4 protein-coding genes are annotated in these 24,806 nt (G+C 56.4%); 1 reads left to right on the top strand and 3 read right to left on the bottom strand.

What is annotated here, in order from left to right:
* Positions 1–181 precede the first annotated feature (181 nt).
* A complete protein-coding gene (locus L1249_RS12450) occupies positions 182–1,069 on the top strand; it encodes an ABC transporter substrate-binding protein (RefSeq protein ID WP_058578663.1) in 888 nt (295 codons plus the stop codon).
* A 136-nt stretch (positions 1,070–1,205) separates the two neighbouring features.
* Here L1249_RS12450 and L1249_RS12445 read toward each other — a convergent pair whose 3' ends face one another.
* The 3 genes from L1249_RS12445 to L1249_RS12435 are packed head-to-tail and all read right to left on the bottom strand — an operon-like array spanning position 1,206 to position 24,800.
* Positions 1,206–15,032 (bottom strand): amino acid adenylation domain-containing protein, encoded by a 13,827-nt coding sequence (locus tag L1249_RS12445; RefSeq protein WP_228168703.1) that lies wholly within the window; start codon positions 15,030–15,032, stop codon positions 1,206–1,208.
* The gene (locus tag L1249_RS12440) at positions 15,029–21,541 is read right to left on the bottom strand and encodes a non-ribosomal peptide synthetase (RefSeq protein WP_228168704.1); all 6,513 of its coding nucleotides are present in this window, start codon (positions 21,539–21,541) and stop codon (positions 15,029–15,031) included. Before L1249_RS12440 ends, L1249_RS12445 begins: the two co-directional genes overlap by 4 nt.
* A 58-nt stretch (positions 21,542–21,599) precedes the next feature.
* Positions 21,600–24,800: a non-ribosomal peptide synthetase gene (locus L1249_RS12435; RefSeq protein WP_054641596.1), complete on the bottom strand. Its 3,201-nt coding sequence runs from the start codon at positions 24,798–24,800 to the stop codon at positions 21,600–21,602.
* Positions 24,801–24,806: the final 6 nt, after the last annotated feature.

The following is a 24,806-nucleotide window of genomic DNA, read 5'->3' as shown; positions in this document are numbered from 1 at the left end:
CACCGATCAGCACGGTGGGTTTTGGCAATAACGGGCTTGCGAAAGCCAACTTGCACGGGGCGAATGATCAAAAAGTGCTCGCTGGCGGTGATAGGGAAAGTGTCGGCGCCGGCTTCACGGATTCAGGTAATATTTAATCAGTCTTTTTTGGGAATTTTTATTTTTTCTAAAGGAGTTCGCTGTGAGTTTTTTACGATTTCTGCCTAGGTCTTGGCGTACCCCTGTTTATTTAGTTGGTTTTATTTTAACCACTAACCCAGCACTGGCAACTAAATTGCCTCCATCTGTTGCAGTCTTTGACTGGACAATTGCAGAAACACTTCTCTCTCTTGATCCTAGCGCTGTCTCATTGGGCAATACCGCAGCCTTCCATAAATGGACTGGCGATAACTACAAAGATGTCGACATCATAGATATTGGAACACAGACATTTCCAAACATGGAACTACTAAGCAGCATCGAACCTCATCATATCCTTCTGTCTCCTAGCCAAGTTCGCCTCGGGCAAAGGTTAGCTAACATTGCACCTTATACCATCATCCAATCTTATCCTTATGTCGGAAATAGGAGTGGCCGTCTGTGGTCAAGCTTTGATGCATTTGCTCTTGAAATTGGTGTATCAGTCGATCAAAAAGCTGTAGCGGAACAGCTAATTATGGACACACGATCTCATCTTGAAGAATTGCGAAGTAACCTAAGCTCACAGCCACCACTGCTAGTTATTCAACTAGTAAATGAGCACTATGTCCGAGTATATGGCGAGAATAGTATGTTTCAGGAGGTGCTTCGGCAGTTAAATTTAAGCAATGCATGGACAGAAAAAACCAATCAGTGGGGCTATTCACTAGTAAGCATCAGAGAGCTTTTCAATGTGGAAGAAGCGAGACTGATTGTCATCGAAAGTGCATTCCCCATAGGTATAGAAAATAATATCGAGACTAGCGGCATGTGGCGTTACCTCCCCAGTGTCCAGCAAGGAGATTCTGTTGTTTTGTCGTCTTCTTTCTGGATAGCGGGTGCCCTCCCCTCCGCTCAACGCTTTGCCAATGCCTTGGTGAAAGCCCTATGATAGACACAATTTTAATGAGCATACTTTTTTTACTTTCATCCTAACCAGTTCACGCAAGTAGAATACTATAGATGAAATAACTGTAGCGGCATGCCGCTACAGTTATTCTATAGGCAAGAGGTCATAAAACCTTTACTCAAGCTGGCACCTGCTCACCGATATACCGATGAGCACTTGCTTCCAGTAGCTCCTCCACCTGAGATATCAGATCCTCATCCCCAACAATTGAGAAGTGGTCATGGGGAGTTTCAATTGAGGTTCTCGGGATTCGATTTAACTGGTTCGCTAACGCCTGTCGCTCTTCCCAACCTCTTTTCGATTCCCACCAGCAGTCCACGTCACAGTCCAATGCAGGCAAGGCATCAAGCTGTAGTGAAAGGTACTTCAAATGCCGCGCCACGCAGAATATTCTAGCAAGCTCCTCGCTACCCAATGTTGCGTAACCCTCACGACCATATGCATCGAATGACGCCATTAGCTTCGACAGCTTAAGGGCAACCTCCTCCTCACTCGGTTCCTCCTTGCTCTCCTCCTTACCATCCCGAGCTTCAAGCGAAACACTTGGCAATATAACCGATGCAAAGTTTGCAAAATCTCGCTGCCAGCTATCCTCGCTATGCAGACCACCGCCAGGTACATAGGGATCTATCAAAGCCAGTTGGCTCACGTCTTGCCCCACCCCTTCAAGACGTGCCGCGATCATCGCGGCCAATGCTCCACCAAGAGACCATCCCAATAGCCGATAGGGCCCCACGGGTTGTATGCGGCGTATCGTCTCCACATAGTCATCAGCCATTGTTTCAAGTGATGAATCTCGATGCTGTGGGTCGGTCAACATTCGGCAAGACAGACCGTAAACCGTGCATACTCCCTGCAAGCGCCGAGCCAACGGTTGATAGTCAAAAACCGTTCCCATCACGGCATGAATGCAGAATAGCGGCGGCTGAGTGCGACACTCGCCATTGAGCATGAGAGCCCCTTTGGGCAGAACCTCAGTGTGATTCCTCACTTCCAGCAGATCAGCAATGGTCGGCTTCTGCATCAGGTCGAATAGCTTGAAGTCGAGTTTAGGTTCCCGCAGCGCTTGCACATGGTTCATTACTTTTAGGCTTAGCAAAGAATCACCACCTAATTCGAAGAAATTATCAGTTTCGCCGACCCGCTCAATGCCCAGCACTTGCTGCCAAATCTCAGCGAGTTGGTGTGCCTCTGGTGTGGAAGGTGTCACGTAATCCCGGGGCTCTCCTGGATGAGGCTCAGGCAATGCTTTGCGCTCCACCTTACCGTTGGCATTCAGCGGCAGTGTGTCGAGCATGATCACGACACCCGGCACCATATAGTCTGGCAACTGTTGGCCCAGTCGATCATGTAATTTACTCGTGTCGAGTTCACTGTCGGCCTGGGGAACCACATAGGCCACCAACCTGGCGCCATTGGGGCCTTCTTGGGCGACCACCACCGCCTCGCGAATCTCCGGCTGAGCGAGCAGTTCGGCTTCGATCTCGCCCAGTTCGATCCGCAGACCGCGGATTTTTACTTGGTGGTCGAGGCGGCCCAGGTACTCGAGCTGACCATCCTCCCGCCAGCGCACCAGGTCACCGGTACGGTAGAGGCGCTCGCCCTCATGGAGTGGGTCGGCAATAAAACGCTCCGCCGTGAGATCACTGCGATTGAGATAACCACGGGCCAGGCTTACCCCGCCCAGGTACAACTCTCCCGCGACGCCCTGGGGCACCAGGTTAAGGTCATCATCCATGATGTAGGTGCGAGTACCACTAATGGGCCGCCCAATAGGGATCTGGCGGTGATCGTCATCACGGCACCACCAGTGCGTGACATGAATGGTGGTTTCGGTGGGGCCATAAAGATCGTGAAGGTTAGCCCCATCGAGACACTCCGCCACGTCCTTCTGCAGCGAGGCGGGAACAGCCTCGCCACCGCACATGATATGTTTGAGACGCGTCTTGGCTTTGACGTCGGGATAGGCCAGGAAGGCCTTGAGCATGGAGGGCACAAAGTTGAGCGTGGTGACGCCGTGCCGCTGGATCAGCTCGATGATGCGCTCTGGATCTCGATGGTCGCCTGGCTGGGCAATCACCAAACGTGCCCCGACACTCAGCGGCCAGAAAATCTCCCACACCGAGACGTCGAACCCGAACGGCGCCTTGTGCAGTACGGCATCGGTATCGGTGAGCTGGTAGGTCTCCTGCATCCAGACCATGCAGTTGGTCAAGGCATCATGGCGGATGGCAGCGCCTTTGGGTCTCCCGGTGGAGCCCGAGGTGTAGATCACATAGGCGAGGTGCTCGCCGTGCAGTGTTACCGATGGATCGGTAGAGGCGTGATGTGCCACGTCCAGTCGATCCAACTCAACAACGCTAAGGCCAGCCGCTAGCGGCAAGGACTCGCGCAAGTGGTGCTGGGTCAGCAGCAGCTCGATGCCACTATCGTCGGCGATAAAGGCCAGCCGCTCCAAGGGATACTCGGGATCCAGCGGCACATAGACGCCGCCGGCCTTGAGGATGCCCAGCAGCCCCACCACCATCTCTATGGAACGCTCCATGGCAATGCCCACACGGGTCTCGGGTTGTATACCTAGGCCGATCAGATAATGGGCCAACTGGTTGGCACGGGTATTGAGTTCGGCGTAGCTGAGCGACTGATCGTCGAAGATGAGAGCCGTGGCCTCTGGCGTTGCTTCCGCCTGTCGCTCTATCAACTGATGCACTGGAGAAGTGTCAGAACAGTGCTGAGCATTTTCTCCCCACTCGCTCAACAACTGATGCTCATCCTTTCCTAGCAGGCTGATCTCACTGATCGCTTGCCGTGGTGCCGTTTGCAGACGTTCCACGATGCCTGTCACGGCCGAGCACATGTAATCACACAGGCGCTGGGCGCCGATTGTGCGGCTCACTTGTCCTACTAGTTGAAAACCTTCTCCCGAATCATCTACCGCCATACCAATGGGGTAGTTGGTTCGCTCCTGGCCGCTCAGCACTTCCAGCCCTTCCCAGGTGTGGGTAGGCGTTCCTTCTTCCTGGAGAGCGCTGTAACGGTAGTTCAGCAGACTCGTGAACAGCGGCGATCCTCCAGGCAACCCGCTGCATCGCTGAGCCAGTCCGAGGCTGGCATGCTCGTGATGCATGAGCTCAGAAAGGGCCTCGTGGGTTTGTCGCAAAGACTGCTCGATACCTTGAGTACCCGTTTTGATGCGCACCGGCAAGGTGTTGATAAACATCCCCAGCGCCCGCTCGGCACCTGCGATGCCCTGCATTCGGCCGAACAAAACGGTGCCAAATACCACGTCGTGCCGCCCCGTCGTTTTGCTCAGCACCAAGGCCCAGGCCAGGTGGAACAGGCTGGCCGTGCTGACGCCATGGCGCTGGGCCTGTTGCCGCACCCGCTGGGCTAGCTCTGCTTCCAGTGGAACGCGTACTTCTTCGATATCGCGGCCATCGCCACGCACCTCCAGCAGCCCAAAGGGGGCGGTGGGCTCTTCGATATCCCCCAACTGCTCGCGGAAGAAGGCTTCATGTTGGTCTGAGTTTACCCCTAGCCGAGCCTGCGCCACGAAGTTGCGGAAGGGCAGGGGCTTGGGTAGCTCATCTGCACGGCCTTGCTGGATCAATACGATCTCTTCCACCAGTAGCTCGAGCGTAGTGTGGTCCATCACCAAGTGGTGGCTGGGTAGCTGCAGTAGCCAGCGACCTTGTTCGACATCATGGGCAGCCACAGCGCGCAGCATGGGGGCCCGGCGAACATCGAGGCGGTGGTGCTCAGGATCCACCTCGGCATTCAGTTGTTCGGCTACGCTCTGTGATGGGGCACCATCCAAGTCCAGCCATTCGAGTACCAGCTCTGCATGCTTGCAGACCACCTGCACCGGTTCGCGGAGCCCTTCCCAGAGCACGGCGGTACGCAGAATATCGTGACGGGCGATCAGCTGATTAAAGCCGACCATAAAGGCTTCCAGCCTCTCGCGGCTATCGAAGCCCAGTAGTCGTGGCGTCACATAGGTATCGCCTTCTTCTTGCAGCCGGTGGTGGAAGAGAATGCCCTCCTGCAGTGGTGCCAGGGGGTAGATGTCCTGAATATTGCTGACACCACCGGGCACAGCGGCTTCGATCTCACGAAGTTCTTCGGCATTGAGCTCGATTAGCGTCAACATCTCGGGCTGGAGAGCCTGACAATAGTGAGGAATCAGATTGGGTGGGATGGTGATCTCAGTATGCTCGGGTGCCTGCGTCAACGCTTGAGCAAAGGCCGCCAGCTCTGGACATTGGAACAGCGTGCGCACCTCTGCCGTCAGTCCTCGATGCCGCATTTGCTCCAAAACTTTCAGAGCCAATAACGAATGGCCCCCCAGCTCGAAGAAGTTGTCGTGGCGGCCCACCCTTTCGACGCCCAGTATTTCTGACCAGATGTCTGCCAGCGCTTCTTCCACCGCACTCTGTGGAGGCGCGTACTGCGAGCCACTGGCCAACTCCGGCTCGGGCAGGGCCTTGCGATCCACTTTGCCGTTGGCATTCAGCGGCAATGCCTCGAGGGCGACCACGATGCCCGGTACCATATACTCCGGTAGCTTTTGTCCCAGCGTTTCACGTAGTGAGCTGGTGTCGAGTTCACTGTCGGCTTGGGGAACCACATAAGCGACCAGCCTCGAACCGCCGGGGCTTTCCTGGGCGGCCACCACCGCCTCGCGAACCTCCGGCTGAGATAATAGCTCGGCTTCGATCTCGCCCAGCTCGATACGCAAGCCACGTATCTTCACCTGGTGATCAAGGCGGCCCAGGTACTCGAGCTGGCCGTCCTCCCGCCAGCGCACCAGATCGCCGGTGCGGTAGAGGCGTTCGCCCTGCGCAAACGGATCAGCGACAAAACGTTCTGCGGTAAGGTCAGGCCGGTGCAGATAGCCCCGTGCCAAACCAATACCTCCGAGATAGAGTTCACCTGCGACTCCGGGCGGCGCCAAGTTAAGATCGCCATCCAATACGTAAGTGCGGATACCGGCGATCGGTTGGCCGATCGCTACCTGGTTGCGTCCATCGTCTTGGCAAGTCCAGTGGGTAACATCAATGGCCGCTTCGGTGGGGCCATAGAGGTTGTAGAGTGCCACTTGAGGTAAGCGGGCAAATACCTGATTCTGCAACTCTGCCGGTAGCGCTTCGCCGCTACACACCATGCGTGTCAGGCTGGTGCAGGCCTCGATGTCGCCGTGGGCCAGGAAGGCCTGCAGCATCGAGGGTACAAAGTGCAGTGTAGTGATGTCATGGGTACGGATTAGCTCGACCAATTGTGACGGTTCGCGATGGGCTCCCGGCGGCGCCATCACCAGGCGCCCCCCCTGCATCAGCGGCCAGAAGAACTCCCACACCGAGACATCGAAGCTGAAGGGCGTCTTCTGCAGCACCGCATCGTCAGCCGTTAGGCCATAGGCATCCTGCATCCACCGTAAGCGATTAGTCAGTGCATGGTGACGGTTGGCCACTCCTTTGGGTCGCCCGGTGGAACCCGAGGTGTAAATCACGTAGGCGAGGTGCTCACCATGCAGGGCTACTCCGGGATTATTCGAGGCATAGTGCGCTACTTCTAGACGATCCAGCTCGATAACGCTCAGACTCTCAGCTATCGGCAACGTATCGCGAAGATGCTGCTGGGTGAGAAGCAACTCGATGCCGCTGTCTTCGACCATATAGGCCAGCCGCTCGGAGGGGTAATCCGGATCCAGTGGCACATAGGCGCCACCCGCCTTGAGAATCGCTAGTAGACCCACCACCATCTCGATGGAGCGTTCCATGGCGACACCCACCTGGGTTTCGGGCCTTACACCTAGGCCAATAAGATAATGAGCCAAGCGGTTGGCGCGGGTGTTGAGTTCGGCGTAGCTAAGTGACTGATCTTCGAATACTACTGCCGTGACCTCGGAAGTTGCCAAAGCCTGCTGCTCAATCAGATAATGGACTGGAGAAGTGTCAGAATACTGTTGCTTATCCTCTCCCCACTCTCTCAACAACTGCTGCTCGTCTGTTCTGAGTAGGCTGATCTCACTTAATGATTGTTGAGATGCAGCTTGCAGACTTTCTACGATGCCTGCAATTGCTGTACTCAGATAGTCACACAGCCGCTGAGCACCGACTATACGGCTCACCTGCCCTACCAACTGAAAGCCGTTACCTAGATCGTCCACCGACATCGTGATCGGGTAGTTGGTGCGCTCCTGACTATCCAGCAAAATCATGCCCGAGCTAGGCTGAGAGTCTTCATCCTTTGTCGGGCTATAGCGGTAGTTAAATAGAGTTGTGAACAGCGGTGTTCTTCCAGGCAGACCGCTGCAGCGTTGCGCCAGGGCGAGGCTCGCATGCTCGTGTTGCAACAGCGCAGACAGGGCCTCGTGGGCCTGGCGTAGGGAGTTCTCGATGCCTTGGGAACCCGTCTTAATACGTATGGGCAGCGTATTGATAAACATCCCCAAAGCCCGTTCGGCACCCTCGGCGCCTTGCATGCGCCCGAATAACAGGGTGCCAAACACCACATCGTCCCGCCCAGTGGTTTTGCTCAGCACCAACGCCCAGGCCAAATGGAACAGGCTAGCCGTGCTCACACCATAACGCTGTGACTGTTGCCTCACCTGCTGGGCCAGCTCCACTGGCAAAGGAAGGCGAACTTCCTCTATCTCACTGCCATCGCCGCGAACGTCTAACAGACCGAAGGGCGCGGTAGGTTCTTCAACATCGCCCAACCGCTCGCGGAAGAAGGCCTCATGCTCTTTCTGGCTTACCCCTAGTCGGGTCTGGGCAACGAAATTGCGGAATGGGAGCGGTTGGGGTAATTCATCTTCGCGGTCTTGCTGGATCAGGGTAATCTCTTCCACTAGTAGCTCAAGGGTAGTGTGATCCATCACCAAGTGATGACCAGGCAACTGCATTAGCCATCGATCCTGTCTAACATCGTACGCAGCCAGCGCCCGAAGCATCGGCGCTCGCCGCACATCAAGGCGATGATGCTCAGGATCCACTTTCGCATTCAGTTGTTCGGCAACGCTTTGTGATGAGGCGCCATCCACGTTTAGCCATTCGAGGGCTAATTCGGCATGCCGGTATACCACCTGTACCGGCTCGCGCAGGTTTTCCCACAACACCGCTGTACGTAAAATATCATGACGGGCAATCAGCTTATTGAAACAGGCTATAAAGGCTCCCAGTCGTTCTCGGCTGTCGAAGCCAAGCAGACGCGGGGTGACATAGGCATCGCCTTCTTCCTGCAGCCTATGGTGGAAGAGAATGCCCTCCTGCAGTGGTGCCAACGGATAAACATCCTGAATATTGCTAGTACCGCCGGGCACTGCCGCTTCGATGGCGCTGATCTCTTCGTCATCGAGTTCAATTAAGGGCAGCATCTCAGGCTGGAGAGCCTGACAATCTTGAGGGATCCGGTTGGGCGGGATGATTACCTCCTGCCGCTCTGATGTCTGCGTCAGTGCCTGGGCAAAGGTCGCCAATTCCGGGTATTGGAACAGCGTGCGTACCTGCGCCGTTAGTCCCCGATGCCGCATTTTCTCCAGCACTTTTAGAGCTAGCAGCGAATGCCCCCCCAGCTCAAAGAAGTTGTCATGACGGCCCACACATTTGACACCAATCACCTCTGACCAGACTTCCGCCATCGCTTCTTCCACTTCGCCCTGGGGCGGCTCATACTGCGAGCCACTGGCCAAATCCGGCACGGGCAGGGCCTTACGGTCTACCTTGCCATTGGCATTCAACGGAAGCGACTCCAATGGGATCACAACGCTCGGCACCATATAGTCCGGCAGTCGTTGCCCCAGCGCCTCACGTAGTGGGCTAGTGTCGAGCTTGATGTTAGCCTGGGGAACCACATAAGCGACTAACCTAGAGCCGCTAGAACCTTCCTGAGCTACCACTACCGCTTCGCGAACCTCTGGCTGGGATAATAGCTCGGCTTCGATCTCCCCCAGTTCGATACGTAGGCCACGTATTTTTACTTGATGGTCGAGGCGCCCCAGGTACTCGAGCTGGCCATCCTCCCGCCACCGCACCAGATCGCCGGTGCGGTAGAGGCGCTCGCCCTCTGTGAACGGATCAGCGATAAAGCGCTCCGCCGTAAGATCACTGCGATTGAGATAGCCACGGGCCAGACTGATCCCACCCAGGTATAACTCTCCAGCCACACCCGGTGGCGCCAGGTTGAGCTCACCATCCAAGACGTAGGTGCGGGTACCGCTAATAGGCCGCCCAATGGGGATCTGGCGATGAGCGTCATCACGACACCACCAGTGAGTGACATGAATGGTGGTTTCAGTGGGGCCATAGAGGTCATGCAGGTGGGCGCCGTCGAGGCACTCAGCTACGTCCTGCTGTAGAGTGGCGGGAACGGCTTCGCCACCGCACATGATATGCTTGAGCCGCGTCTTGGCCTTGACATCAGGATAGGCCAGGAAGGCCTTGAGCATAGAGGGCACGAAATTAAGCGTGGTGACTCCGTGCCGCTGAATCAGCTCAATGATGCGTTCTGGATCCCGGTGGTCGCCTGGTTGGGCGATCACCAAGCGTGCCCCAACACTCAGCGGCCAGAAAATCTCCCATACCGACACGTCGAACCCGAACGGCGCCTTGTGCAGTACTGCATCGGTATCGGTGAGTTGGTAGGTCTCCTGCATCCAGACCATGCAGTTGGTCAAGGCATCATGGCGAATGGCAGCGCCCTTGGGCCGCCCGGTGGATCCCGAGGTGTAAATCACGTAGGCGAGGTGCTCACCGTGCAGCGCCACCGCTGGATTGGTAGAGGTGTGATGTGCCACGTCCAGCCGATCCAACTCGATAACGCTAAGTCCATCCGCTACCGGCAATGACTCGTGCAAGTGGTGCTGAGTCAGCAGCAGCTCGATGCCACTATCTTCGGCGATGAACGCCAGCCGCTCTGAAGGATACTCGGGATCCAGCGGCACATAGGCGCCCCCCGACTTGAGAATCGCCAAGAGGCCCACCACCATATCGATGGAGCGCTCCATGGCGATGCCCACCCGGGTCTCCGGTTTTACACCAAGACCGATCAAATAGTGGGACAGACGATTGGCACGAGTATTGAATTCGGCGTAGCTGAGTGACTGCTCCTCAAATACTAATGCAGTAGCCTCGGGCGTTACCTCGGCCTGGCGCTCGATCAATTGATGGATTGACTGAGTATCGGGATGCCGGTGGGAATTCACTCCCCACTCGCTTAATAAACGCCGTTCTTCTTCTCCTAGTAGGCTGAACTCACTTATCGCTTGTTGCGGTGCCGTTTGCAGGCTTTCCACCATGCTGGCTACAGCGGCTTGCATGTAATTACATAACCTTCGTGCACCAATCGTGCGACTCACCTGCCCTACTAGCTGGAAGCCTTCTCCCAGATCATCTACCGCCATACCAATCGGGTAGTTGGTACGCTCCTGGCCGCCTATTACTTCCACCCCCTCCCAAATATGAGCGGAACTACCTTCGTGCTTCGGTGCACTATAGCGATAGTTAAGTAAACTGGTGAAGAGTGGCATGCCACTAGTTAGTCCACTACAGTGCTGCGCAAGACCAAGGCTAGCGTGTTCGTGATGCAGCAGCGCTGATAGGGACTCGTGGGTTTGTCGTAAGGACTGCTCGATACCTTGGGCCATTTTGATACGCACCGGAAGCGTATTGATAAACAACCCTAGTGCCCGCTCAGCGCCCTCAGTACCCTGCATACGGCCGAACAGCACTGTGCCAAATACCACGTCGTCCCGCCCGGTGGTTTTGCTTAGCACCAACGCCCAGGCCAAGTGGAACAGGCTGGCCGTGCTGACACCATGGCGCTGCGCCTGCTGCCGCACCTGCTGGGCTAGTTCCGCAGCCAAAGGAACGCGTACTTCTTCGATATCGCTGCCATCGCCACGAATGTCTAGTAGCCCGAAGGGCGCTGTCGGTTCTTCAACATCGCCCAACCGCTCTCTAAAGAAGGCTTCGTGCTCTTCCAGACTTACCCCCAGACGCGCCTGCGCTACGAAGTTGCGGAATGGGATCGGCTTGGGCAGTGCGTCCTCGCGGCCTTGCTGGATCAGGGCTATTTCTTCCACCAGTCGCTCGAGGGTGGTGTGATCCATGACGAGGTGATGGCTAGGTAGTTGCAACAGCCAGCGGTTTTGCTCAGCATCGTAGGCAGTCACCGCCCGTAGCATCGGCGCTCGGCGCACATCGAGGCGATGGCGCTCAGGATCCACCTCTGCATTCAGCCGTTCGGCAACACTTTGTGATGGGATACCATCCACGCTTAGCCATTCGAGGGCTAATTCAGCATGCCGGTAAACCACCTGAACCGACTCACGCAGGTTTTCCCAAAGCACAGCAGTGCGCAGGATATCGTGACGGGCAATCAGCTGATTAAAACCGGCTATAAAGGCTTCCAGCCGTTCTCGGCTGTCGAAGCCAAGCAGACGTGGAGTGACATAGGCATCACCCTCTTCCTGTAGCCGGTGGTGGAATAGAATACCCTCCTGTAACGGTGCTAGCGGGTAGATATCCTGGATATTGCTGGCCCCACCCGGCACGGCCGTTTCGATGGCGCTGATCTCTTCAGCATTGAGCTCGATGAGTGTCAACATCTCAGGTTGGAGAGTCTGACAATCGTGAGGGATCAGATTGGGCGGGATATTGATTTCCTGCTGTCCTGATGTCTGCGTCAATGCCCGGGCGAAGGCCGCCAGTTCCGGGCACTGGAACAGCGTGCGCACCTGCGCCGTCAAGCCCCGGTGCCGCATTTGCTCCAGCACTTTTAGAGCCAGAAGCGAATGCCCCCCCAGCTCAAAGAAGTTGTCATGACGGCCCACACGTTCGACGCCAATTACCTCTGACCAGATTCCCGCCAGCGCTTTTTCCACCTCTCCCTGGGGCGGCTCATAGTGCGTGTTACTGGCCAAGTCCGGCTTGGGCAGGGCCTTGCGATCCACCTTGCCGTTGGCATTCAGCGGCAGTGCTTCGAGCATGACCACGACGCCCGGCACCATATAGTCTGGCAGTCGTTGCCCCAGCACCTCACGTAGTGAGGTGCTATCGAGTTCACTGCCAGCCTGGGGAACCACATAGGCCACCAGTCTCGAACCAGTGGAGTCTTCTTGCGCTACCACTACCGCCTCGTGGACTGTCGGCTGAGAGAGTAGTTCGGCTTCGATCTCACCTAGCTCAATACGTAGGCCGTGGATCTTAACCTGGTGATCGAGGCGGCCCAGGTACTCAAGCTGGCCATCCTCCCGCCAGCGCACTAGATCGCCGGTACGGTAGAGGCGTTCTCCCTGCGCAAACGGATCAGCGATAAAACGTTCTGCTGTAAGGTCGGTACGATTCAAATAGCCCCTCGCTAGACCAGCGCCGCCCAGGTAAAGCTCACCTGCTATGCCGACCGGTACAAGATTCAGATCGGCATCCAGCACCAGTGCCTTACGTGCCCCAATTGGCTGGCCGATCGGCACTTGAGGCGACTGCCCCAACCCAGCATCGTCTGACCATAGCGTCGGCGAGATAACGGTTTCGGCCGGACCATAGGCATTGAACAGTCGCTCTGGCTGGCAAATTCGACGAACTCCCTCAAACTCATCTCGCGACCAGGCTTCGCCACCGGCAATGCATAGGCGCACCGGCAAGGAACCTGCCGGCAAGCTTTGATAGAGGTGGCGTAAATAAGCCGGCGGCAGATACAGCACGCTAACGGCATGCTGCCGCACCAGAGTGGCTAGCGTCTCGGTTCCTAGATGGCGTCCTTGTGGTAGCACAAGGGCTGCTCCTGCTAGCAGTGGAAGCAACCACTGTTCCCCAGCGGCGTCAAAACTGATCGAAGCGAACTGAAGTAGCCGGTCTTCGGGCGTCAGTCCATAGCGCGCGCCAATCGCTTGAAGATGCATCGACAGCGGGCCATGACTCACCCCAACGCCCTTGGGCCGCCCAGTGGAGCCCGAAGTGTAGATCAAATAGGCGAGGTGCTCGCCATGCAGCGTCACCTCAGGATTGGTCGAGGTATATTGCGTGACATCCAGCCTATCCAGATCCAGCTCGATAACGCTCAAGTTCTCAGCTACCGGCAACGTATCGCGAAAACGCTGCTGGGTGAGCAGCAACTCGATACCGCTGTCCTCAGCCATATAGGACAGCCGCTCAGCGGGGTAAGCCGGATCCAGCGGCACATAGGCCCCCCCCGCCTTGAGAATAGCCAGCAGCCCCACCACCATTTCGATAGAGCGCTCCACAGCGATGCCCACCCGCGTCTCAGGTTTTACGCCTAGGCCAATCAGGTAGTGAGCCAACTGGTTGGCGCGTGTATTGAGTTCGGCGTAGCTGAGTGACTCATCCTCAAACACTAATGCAGTAGCCTCTGGCGTTACAGCAGCCTGCTGCTCAATCAGTTGATGGGTGGGCTGGGCATTGGGATACCGCTGTGTGTTTACGCCCCATTCCTGTAATTTTAGCTGTTCATCTATATCTAACAGTTCGACATCGCTCAATGCGCGTTCCGGCATCTCTGCCAATGCCTGCAGAATAACCATATAGTGCTGAGCTAGGCGCTCTATGGTGGTTGCCTCAAACAACTCTTCTGCATAAACGAAGCTTGCCTCCAGGCAACCATCCTTGCGCTCGACCACATTGAGCGTCAGTTCGAACTGAGCTTTTCCCTGCTCCAGCGCCCAGGTACTCAGTTCCAGTCCTGGTAGCGTCTGCAGCGATCCATGATCTTGCCGCTGGTGGTTGAACATCACCTGGAACAGCGGCGTGTGGCTCAAGCTACGCTCGGGCTGCAGCGCTTCCACTAATTGCTCGAACGGCAGATCTTGATGCTCTTGTGCCCCCAGAGCTGCACGTTTGCTCTGTTCCAGCGCCTCAGCCAGGCTAAGGCGTCCACATAACATATTGCGCAGTACCTGGGTGTTGACGAAAAGCCCCACCACGCCTTGGGTTTCCGTCCGGTGGCGGTTGGCAATTGGCACGCCGACCCGGATATTTTCCTGCCCCGTATATCGATACAGCAGCGCTTGGAAACCGGTGAGTAACGTCATAAACAGGGTGGCGCCCTTCGCCTGAGCCTGATGACTCAATCCGCTCACCATCGAGCCAGGAAGCATTATTTCGTGGCTTGCTGCTTGATAGTGTCCATCGCTGCGACGTGGGTGATCGGTCGGCAACTGCAGTACCGGGTGTTCGTTGCCAAGTTCCACCTGCCAGTATGCGAGCTGGCGATCTTTCTCGCCCGCTTCCATCCATTGACGCTGCCAGAGTGCATAATCAGCGTACTGTATCGGCAGGGCTGGCGGCTGCCACGTCTCACCCGTTACCCGAGCGGAGTAGTCCGCTGCAAATTCATCGATGATCAACTGCATCGACCAACCATCGGAGACGATGTGGTGCATTACCACTACTAACAGGTACTCCTCTTCAGCTAAACGCAGTATCCCCACGCGCAAAAGTGGCCCCTGCTCCAAATCGAAAGGATCGTTGCAAAGCCGATCAACCTCATTTTCTATTGCCCCTTCTCGTTCAGCCTTCGGCATATGACCTAGGTCGACCTCATGCAATGCGAAGTTGCTATCAGCCTGCACCACCTGCATCAACCCACCCTCGCCATCGTCGCGGAACACCGTCCGCAATGTTTCATGACGAGATATTAAGGCGGAGAAGCTACCCCGCAGTGCTTCAGTATCCAGCGAGCCCTTAAGGGTCAGAGCACCAGTAATATGGTAAGCGCTGCTTTGAGGATCCATGCGCCACAGAAACCACTGGCGAAGTTGGGCATAAGAGGGTGAGCAAGCTGTCTGTTGTGATACAGGACGAGAAAGAATTGGGAACTGGCCAATGCCTAACCCCTGAGTGCGGATCTTGTCGTAAACTGCGCGACGCTGCTCGACAGGTAATCCGGCAAAGCGTTCCGCAATACGACGGGTATCTATGTTACTCATTGAACGGTATCCATGCTGTCGATAAAGGAATCAATATCGGAGAGCGACTGCTCTAAGGAGTGCCCGCTGCTTAGCGTGGCAATACACTCTGCCAGGTCGCGCAGCAGTGGTTTCCTAAACACCTCGGATAGTTGGAGCTCAACTTGCATATCAGCTTGAACGCGTGCCGCCATTTGCATCGCAAGTAGCGAGTGCCCCCCCAACTCGAAGAAATTGTCGTGACGTCCCACTTGATCCATGCCCAACACATCAGACCAGGTTTCCGCCAGGGCTTCTTCCACCTCGCCCTGAGGCGGCTCGTACTGCGTGCTACTGGCCAAATCCGGAGCGGGCAGGGCCTTGCGATCTACCTTGCCGTTAGCATTCAGCGGTAGTGCATCGAGGGTGACCACGACGCCCGGTACCATATAGTCCGGCAGTCGTTGCCCCAGCGCTTCACGTAATGAGCTGGTGTCGAGTTCACTGTCGGCTTGGGGAACCACATAAGCGACTAACCTAGAACCACCGGGGCTTTCTTGGGCGACCACTACTGCTTCGCGAACCTCCGACTGAGAGAGTAGTTCGGCTTCGATCTCGCCAAGCTCGATACGCAGGCCGCGGATCTTCACTTGGTGGTCGAGGCGGCCCAGGTACTCGAGCTGACCATCCTCCCGCCAGCGCACTAGGTCACCGGTGCGGTAGAGGCGTTCGCCCTGCGCAAATGGATCGGCGACAAAACGTTCTGCGGTAAGACCAGAGCGGTGCAGATAGCCCCGCGCCAAGCCCACGCCACCAAGATAGAGTTCACCTGCGACCCCGGGAGGCGCCATGTTGAGATCGCCGTCTAGTACGTAGGTGCGGATACCCGCAATCGGTTGGCCGATGGCTACGTGGTTGCGCCCATCGTCTTGGCACGTCCAGTGGGTAACGTCGATAGCTGCTTCGGTGGGGCCATAGAGGTTGTAGAGCGCCGCGTGAGTTAATCGAGCCAATACTTGGTTCTGCAGTTCAGCCGGTAGCGCCTCTCCGCTGCATACCAGACGCGTCAGGCTGGTACAGGTTTCGATCTCGCCATGAGCCAGGAAGGCCTGCAGCATTGAAGGTACGAAGTGCAGTGTAGTGATGTTATGCCTACGGATTAGCTCGACCAACTGTACCGGTTCACGATGGGCACCTGGTGGCGCCATCACCAGCCGGGCGCCCTGCATCAGCGGCCAGAAGAATTCCCATACTGAAACATCGAAACTGAAGGGGGTTTTCTGTAGCACCGAATCGTCGGTCGCTAAGCCATAGGCGTCCTGCATCCACTGTAGGCGATTGGTAAGGGCATGGTGACGGTTGACCGCGCCCTTGGGCCGCCCGGTGGAGCCCGAGGTGTAAATCACATAGGCGAGATGTTCACCGTGCAGTGCCACCTGAGGGTTGGTGGACGCATAATGCGTCACATCCAACTGATCCAGCTCAATAACGTTCAGGCTCCCCACCACCGGCAAGATGTCGCGCAGGTGCTGTTGGGTAAGCAGCAGCTCGATGCCACTGTCCTCGACCATATAGAACAGCCTCTCGGCGGGGTAATCCGGATCCAGCGGCACATAAGCCCCCCCCGCTTTGAGGATACCCAGCAGCCCCACCACCATTTCGATGGAGCGCTCCATGGCGATACCCACTCGGGTCTCGGGTTTTACGCCAAGTCCGATTAGATAGTGGGCCAAGCGATTGGCGTGGGTATTGAGTTCGGCGTAGCTGAGAGACTGATCTTCAAATACTAGCGCCGTAGCCGCTGGGGTTGCCGCAGCTTGGCGCTCAATCAGCTGATGGACTGGCTGAGCATCGGGATGGTGGGAGTTCACCCCCCACTCGTTTAACAACCGCTGCTCTTCTTTTCCTAGCAGGTTGATCTCGCTTAGTGCTTGCTGCGGTGCTGTTTGCAGGCTTTCCACAATGCCAGCTACAGCAGCTTCCATGTAATCACATAATCTTTGTGCACCAATCGTGCGACTCACCTGCCCTACTAGCTGGAAGCCCTCTCCCAGATCATCTACCGCTATACCGAATGGGTAATTGGTACGCTCCTGGCTACCCAGTATCTCCATTCCTTCCAAGCTATGAGCGGGGCTTCTTTCTTGTTGAGATGCGCTATAACGATAGTTCAGCAAACTGGTAAATAGCGGCGTTCCACCGGGCAACCCGCTGCAGCGCTGCGCAAGGCCAAGGCTGGCATGCTCGTGATGCAACAGGGCAGATAAAGCCTCGTGGGTTTTTCGCAAGGACTGATCGACACCTTGAGCGCCCATTTTGATACGCACAGGGAGCGTATTGATAAACATCCCCAGCGCCCGCTCGGCGCCCTCGGTGCCCTGCATGCGGCCGAACAGCACAGTGCCGAACACCACATCGTCCCGCCCAGTGGTTTTGCTCAATACCAAGGCCCAGGCCAGATGGAACAGGCTAGCCGTGCTCACACCATAGCTCTGGGCCTGTTGCCGCACCTGCCGGGCCAGTTCTGTATCCAGAGGAACGCGAACTTCCTCTATCTCGCTGCCATAGCCGCGAACGTCTAGTAGCCCGAAGGGCGCGGTCGGTTCTTCAATATCGCCCAACTGCTCACGGAAGAAGGCCTCATGCTCCTCCTGGCTTACCCCTAGCCGGGCCTGGGCAACGAAATTGCGGAATGGAAGTGGTTGGGGTAGCTCATCTTCGCGGCCTTGCTGGATCAGGGAAATTTCTTTCACTAATAGCTCAAGGGTAGTGTGATCCATGACGAGGTGGTGGCTAGGTAGCTGCAACAGCCAGCGATTTTGCTCGGCATCATATGCAGCAACTGCCCGTAGCATGGGGGCTCGACGCACATCGATACGATGATGTTCAGGGTTCACCTCGGCATTCAGCCGTTGAGCGACGCAGTGAGAACCATCTCCCTCCACGTCTAGCCATTCGAGGGCTAGTTCGGCATATCGGTAAACCACTTGTACCGGTTCACGACCTCCCTCCCAAAGTACCGCCGTACGTAAAATATCGTGGCGGGCAATGAGCTGGTTAAAACCGATAATAAAGGTTTCCAGCCGTTCTCGGCTGTCGAAGCCAAGCAGACGCGGGGTAACATAGGCATCGCCCTCTTCCTGCAAACGGTGGTGAAAGAGAATGCCCTCCTGCAGTGGTGCCAGCGGGTAAATATCCTGGATATTGCTGGCTCCACCCGGCACTGCCGCTTCGATGGCGCTGATCTCTTCGGCATTGAGTTCGATCAAAGTCAGCATCTCGGGCTGGATTGCCGAGCAGCCATCTGGAATGCGGTTAGGCGGGGTGATCATTTCTTGCTGCTCTGATGCCTGCGTCAATGCCCGGGCAAAGGCCGCCAGTTCCGGGCATTGGAACAGCGTGCGTACCTGCGCCTTCAGTCCTTGATGCCGCATTTGCTCCAACACCTTCAGAGCCAATAATGAATGCCCACCCAACTCAAAGAAATTATCGTGACGCCCTACCTGCTCCACCCCCAACACCTCGCTCCAGACCTTCGCCAAGGCTGCTTCCACCTCGCCTTGCGGTGGCTCATACTGCGAGCTACTGGCTAAATCCGGTTCAGGCAGTGCCTTGCGGTCTACTTTGCCGTTGGCATTCAGCGGCAGTGCATCGAGGGTGACCACTACTCCCGGTACCATATAGTCTGGTAGCCGCTGCCCCAGCACTTCACGTAGTGAGCTGGTGTCAAGTTCACTATCGGCTTGGGGAACCACATAAGCCACCAGCCTCGAACCGCCGGGGCCTTCCTGGGTGACCACCACCGCTTCGCGAACCTCCGGCTGAGATAATAGCTCGGCTTCGATCTCGCCTAGTTCGATACGCAAGCCACGTATCTTCACCTGGTGATCAAGGCGGCCCAGGTACTCGAGCTGGCCGTCCTCCCGCCAGCGCACCAGATCGCCGGTGCGGTAGAGGCGTTCGCCCTGCGCAAACGGATCAGCGACAAAACGTTCTGCGGTAAGGTCAGGCCGGTGCAGATAGCCCCGTGCCAAACCAATACCTCCGAGATAGAGTTCACCTGCGACTCCGGGCGGCGCCAAGTTAAGATCGCCATCCAATACGTAAGTGCGGATACCGGCGATCGGTTGGCCGATCGCTACCTGGTTGCGTCCATCGTCTTGGCAAGTCCAGTGGGTAACATCAATGGCCGCTTCCGTGGGGCCATAGAGGTTGTAGAGTGCCACTTGAGGTAAGCGGGCAAATACCTGATTCTGCAACTCTGCCGGTAGCGCTTCGCCGCTACACACCATGCGTGTCAGGCTGGTGCAGGCTTCTACCTCTCCATGCGCCAAGAAGGCCTGCAGCATTGAAGGTACAAAGTGCAGTGTAGTGATGTCATGGGTACGGATTAGCTCGACCAATTGTGACGGTTCGCGATGGGCGCCTGGTGGCGCCATCACCAGTCGAGCCCCCTGTATCAGCGGCCAGAAGAACTCCCACACCGACACATCGAAGCTGAATGGCGTTTTCTGTAGCACCGCATCGTCGGCCGTTAATCCATAGGCCTCCTGCATCCACTGTAGGCGATTGGTCAGTGCATGGTGACGGTTGGCGGCGCCCTTGGGGCGCCCGGTGGAACCGGAGGTGTAGATCACATAAGCAAGACTTTCGCCGTGCAGGGCCACGTTCGGATTGGTCGGCGCGTGGTGAGCAACCTCCAACCGATCCAAATCAATGACGTTCAGCCCATCGGCCACCGGCAACGCATCGCAAAGATGCTGCTGGGTTAGCAGTAGCTCGATGCCGCTGTCTTTGACCATATAGGTCAACCGATCACTCGGATAATCTGGATCTAGTGGCACATAAGCACCACCCGCCTTGAGAATAGCCAGCAGCCCTACCACCATCTCAATGGAGCGCTCAACAGCAATACCCACCCGGGTCTCAGGTTTTACGCCTAGACCGATCAGGTAGTGGGCCAACTGGTTGGCGCGGGTATTGAGTTCGGTGTAGTTGAGCGACTGATCTTCGAATACTAGTGCCGTAGCCTCTGGGGTTGCCGCAGCTTGGCGCTCTATCAGGTGATGGATGGGTTCGACCGGACTATCGGTTGCTGCGCGGCTTCCCCAGTCGAGCAGCAATGCTTTTTCCGCGTTGTCAGGTAGTTCGATAGTGGTGAGCTGTGTTTCCGGCTTTTCTAATAGGATTCTCAGTACTTTCTGGTAGTAACCGATTAAACGTTGAATTGTCTGATCATCGAACAGATCCGAATTGAACTCTAGAGCGCCAACCACTTGCTCCTGCTCGATGAAAATATCCAGCGACAGCTCAAACTTTGCACTCGTCTGAGGAAGATCGATCAGTTCGACAGACACATCATCTAACTGAAGCTGCTCCTCATCAGACCTAAACTGGAGACCAAACATAACCTGAAACAGCGGCTGTCGAACGGGATCCCGCTTTACTTTCCGTTGTTCGAGCAAGACCTCCAATGGCATATCAGCATAATTGAGGGATCCCACTGCATCTTTTTTAGCCTGCTGACATACGTCACCCAGCGTCATGGCTGGATTCACTCGTACTCGAAAAGGCAGTGTCGTGATGAAAAAGCCAACGACCTCCTGAAAATCCTCTTGCTGGCGACCTGACGACGGCACACCAATAGCGAAGTCTTGTTGTCCACAGTAGCGGGCCAGCACAACTTGCCAGGCGGCGAAAAGTGGCACGAAAGGAGTAAATCGATTTTGGTGGCAAAAGGTTTTTAGGGAACTGGCTAGGCTGCTATCCAACACGAAACGCTTTGCGGCGCCCCTAAATTCTTGCTGCTTGGGATAGACACGATCCGTAGTGATTTCCAGCGGCGGGACATCGTCACCAAGATGCTCATTCCAATACGTAAGTTCCTTGTCAATCTCGCCCGACGCCACTCTCTTCTGTTGCTGTCGAACGTAGTCGCCATATTGCACGGGCAAGCTTGGAAGCTGCGCATCTTCGTTTTGGCCCAACGCCTGACGATAGGCTTCACTCAGATCGGATTCGATGATCCGGTTAGACCAGGCATCCGAGACAATGTGATGAAGACATACAACTAATACATAGCTGTTTTCCGCCAGCTTGATTAAACGGGCTACCAGCAACGGCGGCGCGCCTAAATCGAAGACATGCTGCGCGATATTCTGGATAGAACGCGCCAGCCTTTCGTCCTGTTCTGGTGCAGCCAGTTCAGAGAGATCTTCTCTACGAATAGAAAAAGGGACGCTAGGGAGCACGGACTGGTGTGGTACACCGTTGCGCTCAAAGAATCGCGTTCTCAATACGCTATGGCGTTGAATCAGCGCTTGAAAAGCACATTCTAAAGCCCTCGCATCCACATTTCCGGTAAACCGGTAAGCACGCGGCTGGTTGTAGGCGGTAAGATCCGGCGAATAACGATGCAGGAACCAAAGCTGCTGCTGAGAATATGACAGAGGCAATGCCTCACCTTCACGAACTGCTTCCGGTACTCCAGTTTGCAATTCCCTGTCATCAATAGGTGCTGCCACATCTTGTGGATGAGCCAATTCCTTCATCGCTAAATCCTCTTCCTGTACCGCGTTACAAATGATGTTACTAGGCAAGTTTGTCTACTCAGTTGCTATCAAGCTCGGCTAGACCGCTCGTGCTGGCCTCAGCACAACTCTCCCGTAGAGCGGCACCCAGCTCAGCGACGGTGGGATGATCGAACACCACACCGGGGGCTATCTCGATCCCGAACTGCTTACGGATGCGGGCCACCAGTTTGATCACCAGCAAGGAGTGCCCACCCAGCTCGAAGAAGTCGTCATCAATGCCTACCTCATCACGACCAAGCAGCTCAGCCATGGCCTGACACAGGTTGGCTTCCACGGCATCCCGGGGCTTCACCAAGGTTTTTCTTTTCGCGGTTTTTTGGGCCAAGGCTTCCAGCGCGAAGGTGTCTACCTTGCCGTTACCTAGGCGAGGGAAATGCTCAACAGAGATAAAACAAGAAGGACGCATGGGCTCAGGCAGTAGCACAGCCAGCTGCTCGCGAAGCTGGGCTTGGCCCTCAACGGACGTTACCTCGGAGTCAGCGATCAGGAACGCTACGAGTTCCTGGGTATCACCGCCCCGACCCACCAGGCGAACCAGGCTCTGTTTAACCCCTGGCTGTGCTTGCAACATGCTTTCGATTTCCGCCGGTTCGATCCGGAAACCACGCAGCTTGATCTGGTCATCGGCTCGCCCAATAAGGCGTACGCCACCCTCGGGCAGCACGCACGCCAGATCGCCTGTGCGATAGAGACGTTCACCGGCAATAAAGGGATCTTCGACAAACGCGGAAGCATCGCTATTGAGATAACCCCGCGCCAGTTGGGCGCCGCCCAGATACAGCTCACCTACGGCACCGGTGGGGGTCGCGTGCAAGTTATCGTCAAGTACTCGATAGCGGCAATTCGGTAGCAGCTGGGTTAGTGGCAACGGGCCTGCAATATCTTGCGCCAGCGATACTGGATGCACCATAACGCCCACCGTGGCTTCTGTGGGGCCATAGTGGTTGTATAGCTGGCACTCGGGGGAGATCCGCGCGATGCTCGAAAGTAAGGCAGATGAAGTTGCCTCACCGCCTAAAATAAGCGTTTTCGGTAACCGGGGAGCTTCGCACTCCAGCAGGGCCTCCAGGTGGGAAGGCACTATCTTGAGCGCATCGATATCGGCCGCCGACATAAAGCGCGCAAAGTGGTCGCCATCCTGCATATCGTCAGGTGCGGCGATCACCAGGCGAGCTCCATTGAACAAGGCGCCGAACAGCACCGTATTACCCAAATCAGTAGCCAGCGACCCGGTCAATGCCCAGCGCTGGCATACCGATAGTCCCATGGCCTTTGTGGCACCGGCTACGTAATTGAGCAGTTGGCCATGCTCGATTACCACACCTTTTGGCGTGCCCGTGGAGCCAGAAGTATAGAGAAGGTAAGCCACGTCGCCGAGGTCTGGCTCTGGAAACGACAAGGCACTACCCGCTTCATCCACTTCTTGTGGCAGCCCCACACTGCGGATGCCGGGAAGGGCCAGTGAAGTGGGTTCCGCCTCGGCTTTTTCAGCGCTCACTACTAGTACGGGCTGGGCATCCTCAAGCACCCGCCGTTTACGGGCTTCGGGCCACTCTGGATCAAGCGGCAGGTAGGCGGCACCTGCACGCCATACTGCCAGTAGCAGCACGACCAAATCGGTGGAACGGGGCAAATTAAGCGCTACGTAGTCTCCACGCTTGACACCCTGACCATCCAGCCACCGAGCGATATCACTAATGCGGGCTTCTAGTTGGGCGTAACTTAACGTACGGCCCTGCTCCTCAATGGCAATGACATCCGGCGTCGAAGCCGCCCAGTCAGCGATATGGGCCGCTACGCTACGCTCACCCACGTCGAGCACACTGTCCTCTATCGACTGCAACGCCAGCTGTTGCTCAGGGGAAATAAGCGGCACCGAAAATAGTTTTTGTGCGGGATCGGCGAGGCCAGCCTGTAGCAGCGTCTGGTACTGCCCCAGCAGACACTCGGCCGCCGCTCGGCTATAGCATGATGGGTCGGTATAGAGCGTCGCCACCACGCCGCTCTCACTGCGGTCAATGTGCAAGGCAAGTTCAAATTCTGCTGATGGCCCTGGCAATTCTCGCAAGCGCCACTGCAAACCCGCCGACTTTAACTCACTCACCCCCTCTGAAAATGCGAACCCCGCTGCGAGGTGGCGCTTATCGGGCAGCGCATCAATCGACCAATACTCCTGGGCCTGGGTATGCGCCTCTAACTGCTCCGCTAGACGGGCGATCCAACTAGAGAAATCGCTATCAACAATACCTTCAACTAGCACCGGCAGTACCTTGTCGAAGAGACCAAGCGCCCCTTGCATCACCTCGTAATCCTGGCGGCAGTCGTGTTGCCAGCCGCCCAGCACACACTCGTTGCCGCTAATCCTGGCGAGTAGCGCCCACCACGCCGCCTGCAATACTGCCTCTGCGGATACTTGAAGCTCATCTGCTAGGCTATCGATACGCGCTACGAGGTCTGGTTCGAGCTGCAAGGCCACATATTCATGCTCTGCCCGCACGTCATGGCGATGCGCTTGCCTTGCAGGTAAACGGCATGCGCCTGCCTGCTCGGCATGCTGCTGGTGATTTTGCCAATACTCACGGCCTTCTTCGGCATCATCGTCACTTTCGAGGGAAGCGCGCCATTCGATGAATTGGGAATACTGCAGCGCCGACTCATCATCGGCTCCTCCGCTCTGATCGTAAGCCTCCACCAACACCGAGAACAGCGACTGCAGGCTGCCGCGATCCGCCACCAACGCCGAAACAGCCAGCACTAATACCCAGTTTTTTTCACCAGTACGCAGCAGCGCTGGACGTAGCAGCTCGCCACTCTCGACGGCCATGGGCCGAAGCTTGAGTGCCTCGCTATAGTTTTTGAGAGCGTCATTGAGATCGCCGTCGAGCAGTGGTTCCTGGTCATCGCTGCCGCGTAAGTCCTCATACCGCCACTCAATAGCAGGTAGTTCTTCAAGCGCCTGGTGTCGCAGCCCGCGATACCCCGCTACGCTCTTCAGAGCCGTCGCTAGGACTTCATGCTGTTGCCTCAGGTCGCTCAGTGCACGCTCCAGCCGCGAGCTATCAAGCGCACCTTGGATATCGGCCACCATGACATTAGCCTGCGCCGATGCTGCCTGCTGGGTATCACTTTCACTAGTTTCCGCCGCCACCAACACTGCACGTTGTTCAGGGCTAAGCGGCCAATGGGCAAGGCTCTGCTGTTCCGTTATTGCATTCATTTATCG

The organism is Halomonas sp. Cn5-12, assembly GCF_021532545.1.
Taxonomy (GTDB): Bacteria; Pseudomonadota; Gammaproteobacteria; order Pseudomonadales; family Halomonadaceae; genus Vreelandella; species Vreelandella aquamarina.
This window is presented reverse-complemented; position numbering and strand designations above follow the sequence as displayed.

What these genes read in the sequence shown, in the direction of transcription:
- L1249_RS12445 (WP_228168703.1), bottom strand. Translation starts at nt 15,032, where the DNA reads ATGAGTAACATAGATACCCGTCGTATTGCGGAACGCTTTGCCGGATTA.
- L1249_RS12440 (WP_228168704.1), bottom strand. Translation starts at nt 21,541, where the DNA reads ATGAAGGAATTGGCTCATCCACAAGATGTGGCAGCACCTATTGATGAC.
- L1249_RS12435 (WP_054641596.1), bottom strand. Translation starts at nt 24,800, where the DNA reads ATGAATGCAATAACGGAACAGCAGAGCCTTGCCCATTGGCCGCTTAGC.